This is a genomic window from Enterobacter cloacae complex sp. P16RS2 (assembly GCF_014982155.1).
In the GTDB taxonomy this organism is placed as follows: Bacteria; Pseudomonadota; Gammaproteobacteria; order Enterobacterales; family Enterobacteriaceae; genus Enterobacter; species Enterobacter cloacae_M.
Window position 1 is genome coordinate 63,178 of sequence record NZ_JADCKW010000003.1, and the last position, 14,836, is coordinate 78,013.

General features: G+C 56.8%; 17 protein-coding genes. 8 read left to right on the forward strand and 9 right to left on the reverse strand.

Going from position 1 to position 14,836, the window contains the following annotated elements; translation table 11 throughout:
• The first annotated feature begins 44 nt into the window (after positions 1-44).
• A complete protein-coding gene (gene dsbB / locus INF68_RS00915; protein ID WP_047652291.1) occupies positions 45-575 on the forward strand; it encodes a disulfide bond formation protein DsbB in 531 nt (176 codons plus the stop codon).
• Positions 576-698: 123 nt separating this feature from the next.
• On the opposite strand, the gene INF68_RS00920 is transcribed toward dsbB, so the two are convergent.
• The 3 genes from INF68_RS00920 to INF68_RS00930 all read right to left on the reverse strand — a co-directional run bounded on the left by INF68_RS00920 (position 699) and on the right by INF68_RS00930 (position 2,215).
• Positions 699-1,139: a YcgN family cysteine cluster protein gene (locus INF68_RS00920; RefSeq protein ID WP_024909872.1), complete on the reverse strand. Its 441-nt coding sequence runs from the start codon at positions 1,137-1,139 to the stop codon at positions 699-701.
• A 93-nt stretch (positions 1,140-1,232) separates the two neighbouring features.
• Positions 1,233-1,892: a fumarylacetoacetate hydrolase family protein gene (locus INF68_RS00925; protein ID WP_029742142.1), complete on the reverse strand. Its 660-nt coding sequence runs from the start codon at positions 1,890-1,892 to the stop codon at positions 1,233-1,235.
• 47 nt (positions 1,893-1,939) lie between these two features.
• Positions 1,940-2,215, reverse strand: coding sequence for a YcgL domain-containing protein (locus tag INF68_RS00930; RefSeq protein ID WP_126786389.1), 276 nt, complete (start codon positions 2,213-2,215; stop codon positions 1,940-1,942).
• Positions 2,216-2,338: 123 nt separating this feature from the next.
• Between INF68_RS00930 and minC the strand changes: the two genes are divergently transcribed.
• From minC to minE, 3 genes are read left to right on the forward strand one after another with little or no spacing between them, the layout of a single operon-like run.
• Complete coding sequence (gene minC / locus INF68_RS00935; RefSeq protein ID WP_023312186.1) at positions 2,339-3,046, forward strand: septum site-determining protein MinC; 708 nt, start codon at positions 2,339-2,341, stop codon at positions 3,044-3,046.
• Between the two features lie 23 nt (positions 3,047-3,069).
• Positions 3,070-3,882, forward strand: coding sequence for a septum site-determining protein MinD (gene minD / locus INF68_RS00940; protein WP_023312187.1), 813 nt, complete (start codon positions 3,070-3,072; stop codon positions 3,880-3,882).
• Positions 3,883-3,885: 3 nt separating this feature from the next.
• Positions 3,886-4,155, forward strand: coding sequence for a cell division topological specificity factor MinE (gene minE, locus INF68_RS00945; RefSeq protein ID WP_008500504.1), 270 nt, complete (start codon positions 3,886-3,888; stop codon positions 4,153-4,155).
• Positions 4,156-4,228: 73 nt separating this feature from the next.
• Here minE and rnd read toward each other — a convergent pair whose 3' ends face one another.
• The 5 genes from rnd to INF68_RS00970 all read right to left on the reverse strand — a co-directional run bounded on the left by rnd (position 4,229) and on the right by INF68_RS00970 (position 10,608).
• Positions 4,229-5,356 carry a ribonuclease D gene (rnd, locus tag INF68_RS00950; RefSeq protein WP_126786390.1) on the reverse strand — a complete coding sequence of 376 codons (1,128 nt, stop codon included), beginning with the start codon at positions 5,354-5,356 and terminating at the stop codon, positions 4,229-4,231.
• Between the two features lie 71 nt (positions 5,357-5,427).
• The gene (gene fadD / locus INF68_RS00955) at positions 5,428-7,113 is read right to left on the reverse strand and encodes a long-chain-fatty-acid--CoA ligase FadD (RefSeq protein WP_126786391.1); all 1,686 of its coding nucleotides are present in this window, start codon (positions 7,111-7,113) and stop codon (positions 5,428-5,430) included.
• Positions 7,114-7,316: 203 nt separating this feature from the next.
• Positions 7,317-7,898, reverse strand: a complete 582-nt coding sequence (locus INF68_RS00960) for a Slp family lipoprotein (RefSeq protein ID WP_126786392.1) — start codon at positions 7,896-7,898, stop codon at positions 7,317-7,319.
• Positions 7,899-7,935: 37 nt separating this feature from the next.
• On the reverse strand, positions 7,936-8,631 hold the full coding sequence (gene tsaB / locus INF68_RS00965; protein ID WP_126786393.1) for a tRNA (adenosine(37)-N6)-threonylcarbamoyltransferase complex dimerization subunit type 1 TsaB: 696 nt from the start codon (positions 8,629-8,631) through the stop codon (positions 7,936-7,938).
• Between the two features lie 66 nt (positions 8,632-8,697).
• Positions 8,698-10,608 carry an ATP-dependent DNA helicase gene (locus INF68_RS00970; RefSeq protein WP_126786394.1) on the reverse strand — a complete coding sequence of 637 codons (1,911 nt, stop codon included), beginning with the start codon at positions 10,606-10,608 and terminating at the stop codon, positions 8,698-8,700.
• Positions 10,609-10,741: 133 nt separating this feature from the next.
• Between INF68_RS00970 and INF68_RS00975 the strand changes: the two genes are divergently transcribed.
• Positions 10,742-11,086: a RidA family protein gene (locus tag INF68_RS00975; protein ID WP_109845087.1), complete on the forward strand. Its 345-nt coding sequence runs from the start codon at positions 10,742-10,744 to the stop codon at positions 11,084-11,086.
• 6 nt (positions 11,087-11,092) lie between these two features.
• Here the strand turns inward: INF68_RS00975 and INF68_RS00980 are convergent, their stop codons facing one another.
• On the reverse strand, positions 11,093-11,284 hold the full coding sequence (locus tag INF68_RS00980; protein ID WP_033145823.1) for a YoaH family protein: 192 nt from the start codon (positions 11,282-11,284) through the stop codon (positions 11,093-11,095).
• Between the two features lie 61 nt (positions 11,285-11,345).
• On the opposite strand from INF68_RS00980, the gene pabB reads away from it, so the two are divergent.
• The 3 genes from pabB to sdaA all read left to right on the forward strand — a co-directional run bounded on the left by pabB (position 11,346) and on the right by sdaA (position 14,805).
• A complete protein-coding gene (pabB, locus tag INF68_RS00985; RefSeq protein ID WP_126786395.1) occupies positions 11,346-12,671 on the forward strand; it encodes an aminodeoxychorismate synthase component 1 in 1,326 nt (441 codons plus the stop codon).
• A 6-nt stretch (positions 12,672-12,677) separates the two neighbouring features.
• Positions 12,678-13,256 (forward strand): CoA pyrophosphatase, encoded by a 579-nt coding sequence (locus INF68_RS00990; protein ID WP_126786396.1) that lies wholly within the window; start codon positions 12,678-12,680, stop codon positions 13,254-13,256.
• Positions 13,257-13,440: 184 nt separating this feature from the next.
• Positions 13,441-14,805, forward strand: coding sequence for an L-serine ammonia-lyase (gene sdaA / locus INF68_RS00995; RefSeq protein WP_023312197.1), 1,365 nt, complete (start codon positions 13,441-13,443; stop codon positions 14,803-14,805).
• Positions 14,806-14,836: the final 31 nt, after the last annotated feature.

The window sequence follows — 14,836 nt, forward strand, 5'->3', positions numbered from 1 at the left end:
TTCGTTTACACTGCGCTTTCTAAGCATGTTCCAGGGAAATGATTATGTTGAGATTTTTAAACCAGTGCTCCCGCGGTCGCGGAGCGTGGTTGTTAATGGCCCTGACCGCCTTTGCGCTGGAAATGGTCGCGCTGTGGTTCCAGCACGTAATGGGTCTTAAACCTTGCGTGCTGTGTATTTACGAACGCTGCGCGCTGTTCGGCATTATGGGCGCAGGTCTGGTGGGTGCAATTGCCCCTAAATCGCCGCTTCGCTATGCCGCTATTGCCATCTGGATTTACAGTGCCTGGAAAGGGATTGAACTCTCCTGGCAGCACACCATGATGCAACTGCATCCGTCACCGTTTATGACCTGTGATTTTGCCGCCCGCTTCCCGAGCTGGCTGCCGCTGGACAAATGGCTGCCGCAGGTGTTTGTTGCATCCGGTGACTGCTCCGTTCGTCAGTGGGAATTCCTGACGCTGGAGATGCCGCAGTGGCTGGTGGGCATTTTTGCGGCCTACTTCGTCGTGGCGCTGCTGGTGCTGATCGCTCAGCCGTTCAAACCGAAGAAACGCGATCTGTTCGGAAGGTAAAAGCAAAACGGCAACCTCGGTTGCCGTTTTTAGTGCTTGCGCCCTCTCCCGTGGAAGAGAGTTGGGGTGAGGGCGTCAGGCCGCACAAGCACAAAAAAACCCGCCTCGGCGGGTTTTTTAATCTCAACGGGTCGGGTGGTTCATTATGTGATCTTCCCAGTCACGCACCTCGGACTCTTTCACCGCAATGTGGCGCACAGAAATACGTTCACCGTGCATCGCCGCTTTTGAACCGGTTAACAGCGGATGCCAGTCAGGCAGACCTTTCCCTTCCGCCAGCAGGCGATACGCGCAGGTATGCGGCAGCCATTCAAACGTCGGCAGATTATCCCGGGTTAACTTGATGCAGTCAGGCTCAAATTCAAACCGGCGCTCATAGTTGCGGCACTGGCAGGTTTTAATGTTTAACTGCTTGCAGGCAACGTTGGTGAAGTAGATTTCGTCCGTATCTTCATCCATCAGCTTGTGCAGGCAGCACTGCCCGCAGCCGTCGCACAATGATTCCCATTCCGCGTCAGTCATGTCGTCGAGAGTTTTGCTTTGCCAGAAAGGGATGTCGTTCATCAGGATGTCCACACGTCAAAAGAAAGCGCACCTTATAACGAGTCTGGCACGTTGTTGCAAGTTTTGCCGCCCTCTTCAGGCGGCAAGATGGGGTTACAGCACGCGGGTTTTCAGCGACAGGCCGTTGAAACCGACCTCAAGCTCGTCACCGCTGAGTAGCGGGCCAACGCCTTCTGGGGTTCCGGTCAGGATCACATCGCCTGGTTTAAGGGTAAAGAAGCGGCTCATGTAAGCGATCAGCGGCACGATCTTATGGATCATGTCTGCCGTGGTGCCCTGCTGGCGGATCTCGCCGTTAACCTTGAGGCTGAGCGGCGTGTCCTGGGGATCGCCGGTAAATTCGCTCACCGGCACAAACGCCGAAATCGGGCAGGAATTATCAAACCCTTTGGCTTTTTCCCACGGCTGCCCTGCTTTCTTCATTTTACCCTGCACGTCACGCAGGGTCAGATCCAGCGCCACGCCGTATCCGGCAATCGCTTTTTTGACATGTTCTTCTGAGGCCTGGCGCAGCGTCGCGCCGATCAGCACGGCAAGTTCAACTTCGTGATGCACCGAACCCAGCCCCTGCGGCAGCGCCAGCGGCTGGCGGATATCGCACAGCGCCGTTTCAGGCTTAATAAACAGGACCGGCTCTTCTGGCGTCGCGCTGCCCATCTCCTGAATATGTTTTGCATAGTTGCTGCCTACGCAAACCACTTTGCTGACGGGATAATCCAGTAATGCACCTTGCCAGTTATGATGTTGATACATGGTCGACCCCTAAACGGTTGATGTGTTGTGCCCAAAAGCAGTTGAGACTATTTTTTGCCGTTCGCCTCAAGATGCTTTTTTAATAAATTCTCGGGTGGCGGTGGAAGCTGTAAATAATAGCCCTGCTCGGCTAAGGCCGTTTTCACTTTATCCAGATCGGCATTAATCAGTTTCTTACGACCATCAAGCGGCAGCAGCATCGCCAGCTGTGGTCGGCCAAAGTTCTTCATTAATTCTTCAGGCACGCGTGAAAAATCGTCTTTCTTTTCGACATAAAGATAGGTCTGGTCACGGCTTGTACTTCTGTAGATCACACAAAACATGTTTTTACTCTGAATTAATGGGTGGTTGCTTGCCTCAATATACTCCTGACTATAACATGCCTGATACTCTTCGGAATATCGCAGCGAGTGGTTGCGGTTAATAGCAAATTGAGTAAGGCCAGGATGTCAAACACGCCCATCGAGCTTAAAGGCAGTAGCTTCACCTTATCAGTGGTACATTTGCATGATGCAAAACCCGAGGTTATTCGTCAGGCGTTAGAAGACAAAATCGCCCAGGCTCCCGCCTTTCTGAAGCACGCCCCTGTTGTTATCAACGTCAGCGGTCTTGAGGCTCCGGTTAACTGGAAGCTTCTCCAGCAGGCCGTCTCCTCGACCGGACTGCGTATCGTGGGCATCAGTGGCTGCAAAGATACTGAGCTGAAAGCGGAAATTGAGCGTGCGGGGCTGCCCCTTCTGAATGAGGGCAAAGAAAAAGCCTCGCGTGCGGCACCCGTTGCCGTGCAAACACCCCCTCCTGCGGTGCAAAACGTTACTACCGTCACAAAAACGCGAATGATTGATGTGCCGGTTCGTTCCGGTCAGCGCATTTATGCACCAAACTGTGATCTGATTGTTACAAGCCACGTCAGTGCTGGCGCTGAGCTGATTGCAGATGGCAATATTCACGTATACGGTATGATGCGTGGACGTGCGCTCGCAGGTGCAAGTGGCGATCGAGATGCGCAAATATTTTGTACTCACCTGACGGCGGAACTGGTGTCCATCGCAGGTGAATATTGGCTGAGCGACAAGATCCCAGCCGAATTTTATGGCAAAGCGGCTCGCCTGCTTCTGGCAGACGACGCGTTGACCGTTCAACCGTTGAATTGATCCCTTTTTAACAAGGAATTTCTATGGCACGCATTATTGTTGTTACTTCGGGTAAAGGAGGCGTTGGCAAGACCACCTCCAGCGCGGCCATCGCTACTGGTTTGGCCCAGAAGGGAAAGAAAACCATCGTTATCGATTTCGATATCGGTCTGCGTAACCTCGACCTCATCATGGGATGTGAGCGTCGCGTCGTGTATGACTTCGTGAACGTCATTCAGGGCGATGCCACGCTGAACCAGGCGATGATCAAAGACAAGCGCACCGAGAACCTCTACATTCTCCCGGCTTCTCAGACGCGTGACAAAGACGCCCTGACCCGTGAGGGCGTGGAAAAGGTGCTCGACGATCTGAAAAAAATGGATTTCGACTTCATTGTCTGCGACTCCCCTGCGGGCATCGAAACCGGTGCCCTGATGGCGCTCTACTTCGCTGATGAAGCGATCATCACCACCAACCCTGAAGTTTCATCCGTGCGTGACTCAGACCGCATTCTGGGCATCCTCGCCTCAAAATCCCGTCGTGCGGAAAATGGCGAAGATCCGATTAAAGAACACCTGCTGCTCACCCGCTACAATCCGGGCCGCGTGAACAAAGGTGACATGCTGAGCATGGAAGACGTGCTGGAGATCCTGCGCATTAAGCTGGTGGGCGTTATCCCGGAAGATCAGTCCGTGTTACGCGCCTCTAACCAGGGCGAGCCAGTGATCCTTGATACAATGGCAGATGCAGGTAAAGCTTACGCCGATACCGTTGACCGTCTGCTGGGAGAAGAACGTCCTTTCCGCTTCATTGAAGAAGAGAAGAAAGGTTTCCTCAAACGCCTGTTCGGAGGATAAGTTATGGCATTACTGGACTTTTTTCTCTCGCGGAAAAAGAACACCGCCAACATCGCAAAAGAACGTCTGCAAATTATCGTTGCGGAGCGTCGTCGTAGCGACGCCGAGCCTCACTACCTGCCGCAGCTGCGCAAGGACATCCTGGAAGTGATCTGTAAGTATGTGCAGATTGACCCGGAGATGGTCACGGTGCAGCTGGAACAAAAAGACGGGGATATTTCGATTCTGGAGCTGAACGTTACGCTCCCGGAAGCGGAAGAGTCGCGTCCGTAGGTTTGTGTTTTCGTCGCCCCGGTAAGCGCAGCGCCACCGGGGAAATATGCCGGGTATATCGCCCGGCATATTTTTATCGCGGGTAACCTTCCAGCAGCGTATTCAGGCGATCGGCCATCAATTTCCCGCGCCAGCCCGCCATCATCTCCGGCACGCCATTCTGCGGCTTCAGCTTCCAGTGCCAGTTCAGCAGCTGGTTAATCTGACGACGTGAGGCGAGCAGTTCCGCACTCAGCTTGCTTTCCGTTGCAACTGCCTGCACCAGCGCTTTGATATCCTTAAACGCTTTGCGATAGCCCGGCATGTCCATCAGGTTCAGCAGCGGTTCCGGCAGCGCGTCTTCCGGCAGCTCCTGCGCTTTTGCGACCAGCGCCAGCAGGGTTTTACCGTGGAAGCGGATCTCGCTGCCCGACAGCCCAATGCTGTCCAGCTCGCCCAGGCTGCCCGGCATATAGCGCGCCACCGCCCAGAGATGCTCTTCGCGAACCACAAAGTTAACGGCCAGATCGCGCTCGCGCGCTTTACGCAAGCGCCAGTCTGCCAGCAGCTGCAGGCATGCCAGCTGACGCGTGCGCAACTGCCAGGCGTTGGTGATATCGCGCCAGGCCTCTTTCGGGTCAACCACTTCCTGGCGACGCTGCTGGGTCATACGGCACTCGTCCAGCGCAGCAGCGAGCCAGCCGGAGGCTTCTGCCTCTTTCATCAGCTGTCCGGCAATCGGCAGCAGGTAAAACACGTCTGCCGCCGCATACTCCAGCTGACGCTCGGTAAGCGGGCGCGCCAGCCAGTCGGTACGGGATTCGCTTTTATCCAGCGTCAGGCCCGTATACTCCTCCACCATGGCAGCAAAGCCCCATGAGAGCGGACGATTGCTGAATGCCGCGAGGATCTGCGTGTCAATCAGCGGCTGGGGCATGATGCCAAAGGTGTTCAGAAAGACTTCCAGATCTTCACTGCCTGCGTGCAGGTATTTCGTCACGGCGGTATTGAGCAGCAGGTCACGCATCGGCGTCCAGTCGGTAATGCCGAGAGGGTCAATCAGCGAGACGTGTTTACCGTCGTACATCTGAATCAAACCCAGCTGCGGATAATAGGTCCGGGTACGGACAAACTCGGTATCCAGGGCAATGGCAGGAAAGTCGCGCGTCACTTCGCACAGCGAAGCCAGCTCGTCGTTGGTCGTGATCATCTGGTAATTCAAAACGGGTTCTCTTTTGTTTGCGCCCATAAAAAACGCCGGCTTAACCGGCGTCTGGGCGATTAGCGTGAAGCTCAGGCCTTATTGTCTACTTTGCCACGGGCTTCGTCACGTAATTCTCGTCGTAATATCTTCCCGACGTTGGATTTTGGCAGCTCGTCGCGGAATTCCACCAGCTTCGGCACCTTGTAGCCCGTCAGCTGACGACGGCAAAACGTTACCAGCGCTTCCTCCGTCAGGGAAGGATCTTTTTTGACCACAAATATCTTCACCGCTTCACCGCTGCTGCCGGAAGGGACGCCGACAGCCGCCACTTCGAGTACGCCGCTGTGCTGCATGACCACGTCTTCGATTTCATTCGGATAGACGTTGAAGCCGGAGACCAGGATCATATCTTTCTTGCGATCGACGATGCGCAGGAAGCCCTCGTCATCCATTACCGCAATATCACCGGTGTGCAGCCAGCCGTCTTTGATGATTTCGTCGGTCGCATCGGGACGCTGCCAGTAGCCCAGCATCACCTGCGGACCTCTGACGCAAAGCTCCCCCGGCTCGCCCGGCGCGACTTCGTTATCGTTATCATCGACCAGTTTGGCCTCTGTCGAAGGAACCGGCAGACCAATGCTTCCACTGTGATAGTCGATATCGTGTGGGTTCACGCTGACCAGCGGAGCACATTCCGTCAGCCCATAGCCTTCCAGCAAATACTGGCCGGTAAGCTTCACCCAGCGCTCGGCGACCGCCTGCTGAACCGGCATGCCGCCGCCCGCAGAGAGATGCAGCGTGGAGAAATCCAGCTGCTGGAACTCTTTGTTATTAAGCAGCGCGTTAAACAGAGTGTTCACCCCCGTCATGGCGGTGAATGGGTATTTCGACAGCTCTTTTACCAGGCCCGGTATATCGCGCGGGTTGGTGATGAGGATGTTCTGACCACCCAGTTCAATAAACAGCAGGCAGTTCATGGTCAGCGCAAAGATGTGATACAGCGGAAGCGCGGTGATCACCACCTCTTTGCCCGGATGCAGCAGCGGCCCGTAGGTGGCGTTCACCTGTTCAAGGTTTGCCAGCATATTGCGGTGGGTAAGCATGGCCCCTTTGGCGACGCCAGTGGTCCCGCCCGTGTATTGCAGAAACGCAAGATCTTCCGCCACCACTTCGGGTTTCACATACTGCATACGGTAGCCCGCATGCAGCGCGCGGCGGAAGGAGATGGCGTCCGGCAGGTGGTACTTTGGCACCAGGCGCTTGACGTATTTGACGACAAAGTTAACCAGCGTGCCTTTGGCGGTGGAGAGCTGATCCCCCATGCGCGTCAGGATGACGTGTTTAACCTGAGTTTTGTCGACCACTTTTTCCAGGGTATGGGCGAAGTTGGACACAATGACAATCGCGGCCGCGCCGCTGTCGTTCAGCTGATGCTCCAGCTCGCGCGGGGTGTACAGCGGGTTAACGTTGACGACAATCATCCCGGCTCGCAGGATACCGAACAACGCCACCGGGTATTGCAGCAGGTTTGGCATCATCAGCGCGACGCGGTCCCCTTTTTGCAGCCCCAGCCCTTCCTGAAGATACGCCGCAAACGCGCGGCTACGCTCCTCAAGCTTACGGAACGTCATGACCTCGCCCATATTCACGAATGCGGGCTGGTCCGCGTAGCGCCTTACCGAGTGCTCAAATAATTCCACCAAGGATTGATAACGGTCAGGATTGATCTCAGCAGGAACATCTGCGGGATAACGGTTAAGCCAAACCTTCTTCAATGCATCACCTCTGAAATGAGTGTTCGTCGTCATCACAACCCCGATAATAAACAGTTTGTTAACATTATATTAACTCAGCGTACCAGTTTATTAATTGTTCACATTTAAGGTTGCGAAGCGCGTCACTCTTTTTTTTCGTTTTATCCGTAAAAAAACAGAGACAGCGGCTGAGCCGCTGTCTCTTTTCTAACAATAACAGTGAGTTACTCAGTAACGATCGTCTGAACCTGTGCAGGACCCGGGTTATACCAACCCCAGCCCGGGTAGCCGTAACGATAAGGATGTGGACCCCACATCCACGGATCCATCGGCTGAGGCGGCATGACTACCTGCTGTGCCAGCCGCCAGCGTTTATACCCGTTGACCTGCATGGTCATAAATTTATACGGCGTGCTGCCGATTTTGCCCTGCACGGCGCCGGTAATCGGCCCGACGACGGTCACCAGCTGCCCGCGAAAATCGACCGGATCGAGGAAACCGCTGACGTCCGCGTAGATACGCCCGCGAGAGGCCTCCCCCAGTACCGGCCGCGCGCCGCTGTCCAGCGGAACGGTGGCGATCTCGAGACGGGTTTTCCCCTGCTGGTTTTGTACGTCGATGACCTTACCGCCAAAGCGCGCTTCCTGACCGACGTACAGCTCAGGGGCATTCATCACCCGAACCAGATCCTGCTGTGGCGTCGGGCTGCTGCCCTTAATCGCATCAGGAACGGAAACGCATCCGCTCAGTGCTATGGCAACCGCGCCTGCCATAATAAGGCGTACTATTTTAGTCTGAACCGCCATGATGCGACTCCTTTTTCTCAGTTCCTGTTACTGAGATTCACTCGCGGCCCGGAAGTTTCTTCCACGCAACGGTGTTTCGCAAATAAACCGGCTCCGCCTGTTCAACGGCCACGGTTTTTCCTGCCGCGAGCAGCCGGGAGGCAATCGGAAGCATATCTTCCGCAGCCGGCAGCAGCATGTTGCCGTCCACCAGCGTCACCCCGGTACCGCTCGCCATCTCCGGCCACGCAGGCCAGCCGGTGCCGACGGTCGCCCACTCGCCGGACAACTGCTTCAGTCGTTCAGTGACCGCTTCCGGCTTGAGCACGGCTTCCGTCTCTTCGCCGTGCCACACGCCCTGCTCGTCGCGGGTGTATTCGGCCCAGTAAACTTCGCCCATGCGGGCATCAATCGCGGCCAGCACGCGCGTTGCCCCGGTCATGCGACATGCGCCCTGCGCCATCGTGGCGAGGGTAGAGACGCCGATCATCGGCAGTTCGGCGCCCAGCGCCAGCCCCTGCGCAATGCCGATCCCGATACGTACGCCCGTAAAGCTGCCGGGGCCACGGCCAAAGGCCAGCGCATCGAGGTCGGTTAAGGAGGTGTTGCCCTGGGTTAAAATGGCTTTTACCAGGGGCAGAATGCGTTGGGTGTGTTCCCGTGGGCACTCTTCGAAATGAGCAGAAACAGCACCGTCGTTCAACAGAGCGACAGAGCAAGCCTCTGTCGCGGTATCAATAGCCAGAATTCGCATCAGTCGTCGCGCTCTCGCAAGGGTCAGTCACAAAATGGCGCGCATCTTAGCATACTCCCGGGTAAATTACTCCGCCGTTGGGTTTGCCAGGAAGCGCACCGCGCGTTTTATGTCCCGCGTCCGCGGCGCGGGCGGCAGGCTGGCAAGGAAGGTGGCGCCGTAAGGGCGCATCACCAGCCGGTTATCGCAAATGACCAGCACTCCGCGATCGGTAACGTCGCGGATCAATCGCCCCACCCCCTGCTTGAGGGTTATCACCGCGTCCGGCAGCTGTACCTCATCGAAAGGATCGCCCCCGCGCAAACGGCAGTCTTCCATGCGCGCCTTCAGCAGCGGATCGTCCGGGGAGGTAAACGGCAGCTTATCAATGATCACCAGCGAGAGCGTATCGCCGCGCACGTCCACCCCTTCCCAGAAGCTGCTGGTAGCTACCAGCAGGGCATTTCCGGCGCTGACAAACTGCTGTAACAGCTGGCCTTTGCTGGTTTCCCCCTGCAGCAGCACCGGTAAGGTCATGGTGGCGCGGAACTGCTCGGCGAGGTCACGCATCATGGCGTGAGAGGTGCAGAGCATAAAGCAGCGGCCGTTATTGGCCTCGATCATCGGTTTTAACATCGCGGCCAGGTGGCGCGCCGCGCCCGGCTGGTTCGGCAGCGGCAGATTACGGGGAACGCAGAGCAGCGCCTGTTTTTCGTAATCGAACGGGCTCGGCAGGAGCAGGGATTCCGCCTCCTCAATACCAAGACGTTCCGTGAAGTGATGCAGATCGTCATTCACCGACAGGGTTGCCGAGGTGAAGATCCAGCTTCCCGGTTTTTGCGCCATCACCTCTTTAAATTTATCCGCCACCGTCAGCGGCGTGAGCGCCAGCGTGAAGTGCCGCGAGGTGCACTCATACCAGTAGCTGAACCCCGGCTGGTTAATCTCTTTCAGCCGTTTGAGCCGCCCGCGATACAGCGTGGCGCGTTCGAAGGCCGCGTCCAGCAGCGCGGAACGGCCGAGAGACAGTTTTGCCACGTCGTAGCAGAGTTCGAGGGCATCATCGAGCAGCAGCAGCGCGCGCTGGATGTTTTTGTCCGCCAGCAGCTCACGCAGGTTACCGCGATAGCCCGGCTCGCCGAGCTGCAAGCGGAAATCCTGCGCGCTTTGGGCCAGACGGTCGGCGCACTTCTGCAGCTGCTGGGTATCTTTGAGTTCGGTCCGGTAAGCGATGGTGAAATCTTTCGCCAGATCCTGCAGCTGGCGGCTGGAAAGCGACTGGCCGAAGTACTGGCTGGCGATGTCCGGAAGCTGGTGGGCTTCGTCGAAGATCATCACGTCCGCCTCCGGGATCAGCTCGCCAAAACCGCTGTCCTTCACGACCATATCCGCGAGAAACAGATGGTGGTTCACCACCACCACATCCGCGTCCATCGCCGTTTTGCGCGCTTTCACCACAAAGCATTCTTTATACAGCGGGCAGTCGCTGCCGAGGCAGTTGTCGTTGGTGCTGGTCACCAGCGGCCAGGCAGGCGAGTCTTCCGGCACGCTCGCGCAGGTGCTGATATCACCCTCTTCGGTCTGGTTCGCCCAGGCGCGAAGGATAATAACGTCGCTGAGGGTTTGCACCGGCAGGTCGCCGCCCGCCAGCGCCTGCTGCTCAAGACGTTCCAGGCAGAGATAGTTAGAGCGCCCCTTCAGCAGGGCCAGACGCCCCTTGTATTTCAGCGCTTTCGCCACCGTGGGCAAATCGCGGCTGTAGAGCTGATCCTGCAGCGCCTTCGATCCGGTGGAAATAATCACCTTCTTCTTCGCGCGCAGCGCCGGAGCAAGGTAAGCATACGTTTTACCCGTGCCGGTTCCGGCTTCGACCACCAGCGGCTGAGCCTTATCGATGGCGCGTGCAACGGCGTGCGCCATCTGGCGCTGAGGCTCACGGGGCTTGAAGCCGGGAATAGCCTGCGCTAATTGACCTTCAGGGGAAAAATCGTCTGCCACGGTGCTCTCTCACTGTATTTTTGCACAGGGATTATGTCAGCCCATCCTCTCCTGTGCCACCCCAAATAGTGACGACACGAGAACAATATGGCAGTCTTGCCGCCTGACGACGAAAAATAACGAGGAAACGTTTATGACAATTGTGCGCATTGATGCCGAAGCCCGCTGGTCTGATGTGGTGATCCATAACCAGACGCTCTACTACACCGGCGTACCGGCTAACCTGGACGCGGATGCGTTCGAGCAGACGTCTAACACCCTGGCGCAGATTGACGCGGTGCTGGAAAAACAGGGCAGCGACAAATCCCGCATTCTGGATGCGACGATTTTCCTGGCAAACAAAGAGGATTTCGCGGCGATGAACAAAGCCTGGGATGCATGGGTAGTGGCGGGTCACGCGCCTGTACGCTGTACCGTACAGGCCACGCTGATGAAGCCGGAATATAAGGTAGAGATTAAGATTATCGCGGCGGTGTAGGCCCGATTACTCTTCTGGATCTTCATCTTCATCTTCGAAACGCGCCACGATCCGCTCGCCGGAATGACTGGCGCGAATCTCCTCTGCGACAACGGTAATCGCCTGTCCGCTGCTCATCCCCTGGGACATCAGTTCCTGAATTCGCTCAACCGCTTTCTGCTGCTGTTCATGGCTCAGAGAAGGTAAACCTGCAAACATCGTCAACTCCTGCTAAATTATTCGCGCTAATTATTTCACGCTGCCCGGTAGTATGCCACACATGAACATGCGCTTCCCCACTGTTATTACCTTGCCCTGGCGTGCAGACGCCGCTGAATTCTGGTTTGCCCGCCTGAGCCATCTTCCGTTTGCGATGCTTTTGCATTCCGGCCATGCGGACCATCCCTATAGCCGCTTCGACATTCTGGTGGCCGATCCGCTAAAGACGCTGACAACCGATGACCTGTCGTTAACGGACGATCCCCTGAAGCTGCTGCAGCAGGCCATTAACGCGCTGGGCTTATCTGCCGCACCAAACCTGGACCTCCCTTTTCAGGGGGGCGCGCTGGGCCTGTTTGGTTACGATCTGGGTCGCCGTTTCGAAACGCTGCCGGAGCATGCGCAGGCTGATATTTCCCTGCCAGACATGGCCGTGGGGCTGTATGACTGGGCGTTAATAGTCGATCACCTGAAAAAAACGGTTTCCCTGCTGAGCCATCATGACGTGCAGGCGCGTCTGGCCTGGCTTGAGGCGCAACAGCCTGCACCGGCACAGACGTTTACCTTGACCTCAGGCTGGCGCTCAAATATGAGCGCAGCGGAGTACGCCAAAAAATTCGCGCGCGTTCAGGCGTATCTGCAAAGCGGTGACTGCTATCAGGTTAACCTTGCCCAGCGCTTCCAGGCGACATACCGGGGAGATGAGTGGCAGGCGTTTACCCGTCTTAACGCCAGCAACAAGGCGCCGTTTAGCGCGTTTGTCCGTCTGGAACGGGGGGCCATACTCAGCCTGTCACCCGAGCGCTTTATCCATCTGGCCGAGGGCACGATTCAAACCCGTCCGATTAAAGGCACCCTGCCGCGTCTTGCCGATCCCGACGCCGATCGCCAGCAGGCGGAAAAGCTCGCCGCCTCTCCGAAAGACCGCGCCGAGAACCTGATGATTGTCGATCTGATGCGTAACGACATTGGCCGCGTCGCCGAACCGGGCAGCGTGCGCGTGCCGGAACTGTTTGTCGTCGAGCCTTTCCCGGCGGTGCATCACCTGGTCAGTACCATTACCGCGCGTCTACCCGCCTCTCGCACCGCCTGCGATCTGCTCCGTGCCGCGTTTCCGGGCGGCTCCATCACCGGCGCGCCTAAAATTCGCGCCATGGAAATCATCGATGAACTGGAGCCGCACCGCCGCAATGCCTGGTGCGGCAGCATCGGCTATATCAGCCTGTGCGGCACCATGGATACCAGCATTACCATTCGCACGCTGACGGCCTGCGACGGAAACCTTTACTGCTCGGCCGGGGGCGGCATTGTTGCCGATAGCCAGGTCGATGCGGAATATCAGGAAACCTTTGATAAAGTTAACCGTATCCTGAAACAACTGGAGTAATCACGGGTGGAAAAAGAGAACCTGACGCTGGACGATTTCTTATCTCGCTTTCAGCTATTAAGACCGCAGGTCAACCGCGAAGCGCTGAACCAGCATCAGGCGGCCGTGCTGATCCCGGTCGTGCGTCGCGCGCAGCCGGGCCTGCTGCTCACCCAGCGTTCTCCCCATTTACGTAAGCACGCGGGTCAGGTCGCCTTTCCGGGTGGCGCAGTGGACAGCTCCGACGCCTCGCTGATTGCCGCCGCGCTGCGGGAAGCGCAGGAAGAGGTTGCCATTCCGCCAGAGGCCGTTGAGGTCATCGGCGTGCTGCCGCCCGTCGACAGCGTTACCGGTTTTCAGGTCACGCCGGTGGTCGGCATTATCCCGCCTGGCCTGCAGTATCACGCCAGCGTCGATGAAGTTTCAGCGGTGTTTGAAATGCCGCTCGAAGAGGCACTCCGGCTCAGCCGCTATCATCCGCTCGATATCCATCGACGGGGGCATGACCATCGGGTCTGGTTGTCCTGGTATCAGCATTATTTTGTCTGGGGCATGACGGCGGGCATCATTCGCGAACTGGCGCTGCAAATCGGCCTGAAACCTTGACTATACTTTACATTCCATCCTTTTTCGCAGGTTTGCGATCCGCGTCGCGCTATTAGCAAAACCCATCGTTAACCATTAGTTTAATTCATGTGAATAGTTAAGCCGAGGTCGGTGTTCCCTCTTACACTATGCGCAGTTATAACATCGTTACTGGAACCCCGGTAACCCTGTCAGGAGTGTGAAAGTGATTAGTATATTCGACATGTTCAAAGTGGGAATTGGCCCTTCGTCTTCCCATACTGTTGGCCCGATGAAGGCCGGTAAACAGTTCGTCGATGATCTGGTCGAAAAAGGATTACTGGAAAGCGTTACCCGTGTCGCCGTGGATGTTTACGGCTCGCTGTCATTAACGGGTAAAGGCCACCACACCGATATCGCCATTATTATGGGTCTGGCAGGCAATATGCCGGATACCGTAGATATTGATGCCATCCCGGCATTCATCCGCGACGTGGAAACACGCGGCCGCCTGCTGCTGGCAAACGGCCAGCAGGAAGTCGATTTCCCGCAGGATGACGGCATGCGTTTCCGTAGCGACAACCTGCCGCTGCATGAAAACGGCATGACCATTCACGCTTACAGCGGTGAAAAAGAGATTTACAGCAAAACGTATTACTCCATCGGCGGTGGCTTCATCGTGGATGAAGAGCATTTTGGCAAAGACAGCGTCGGCGACGTCAGCGTACCGTACCCGTTCAAATCGGCTACCGAGATGCTGGGCTACTGCAAAGAGACCGGTCTTTCACTGTCCGGCATGGTGATGCAGAACGAACTGGCCCTGCACAGCAAAAAAGAGATTGAAGACTATTTTGCGAACGTCTGGCAAACCATGCGCGCCTGTATCGACCGTGGGATGAACACCGAAGGCGTTCTGCCGGGTCCACTGCGCGTACCGCGTCGTGCCTCTGCCCTGCGCCGTATGCTGGTGACCACGGACAAGTTCTCCAACGACCCGATGAACGTGGTTGACTGGGTAAACATGTTTGCCCTGGCGGTTAACGAAGAGAACGCCGCCGGTGGTCGCGTCGTGACGGCGCCAACCAACGGTGCGTGCGGTATCGTTCCGGCAGTGCTGGCGTATTACGATCACTTTATTGAGCCCGTGACGCCGGACATCTACATCCGCTATTTCCTTGCGGCTGGTGCCATCGGTGCGCTGTACAAAATGAATGCCTCCATCTCCGGTGCGGAAGTGGGCTGTCAGGGTGAAGTGGGCGTTGCCTGCTCCATGGCGGCAGCGGGTCTGGCAGAGCTGCTGGGCGCAAGTCCTGAGCAGGTCTGCGTGGCGGCGGAAATCGGTATGGAACATAACCTCGGTCTGACCTGTGACCCGGTCGCGGGCCAGGTTCAGGTGCCGTGCATCGAGCGTAACGCGATTGCCTCGGTGAAAGCCATCAACGCCTCACGGATGGCGATGCGCCGTACCAGCGAACCTCGCGTATCGCTGGATAAGGTGATTGAAACCATGTACGAAACCGGCAAGGACATGAACGCGAAATACCGCGAGACGTCCCGCGGTGGCCTGGCCATTAAGGTGCAGTGCGACTAATACTGCCTTTCGCCCATCTGCAACGGATGGG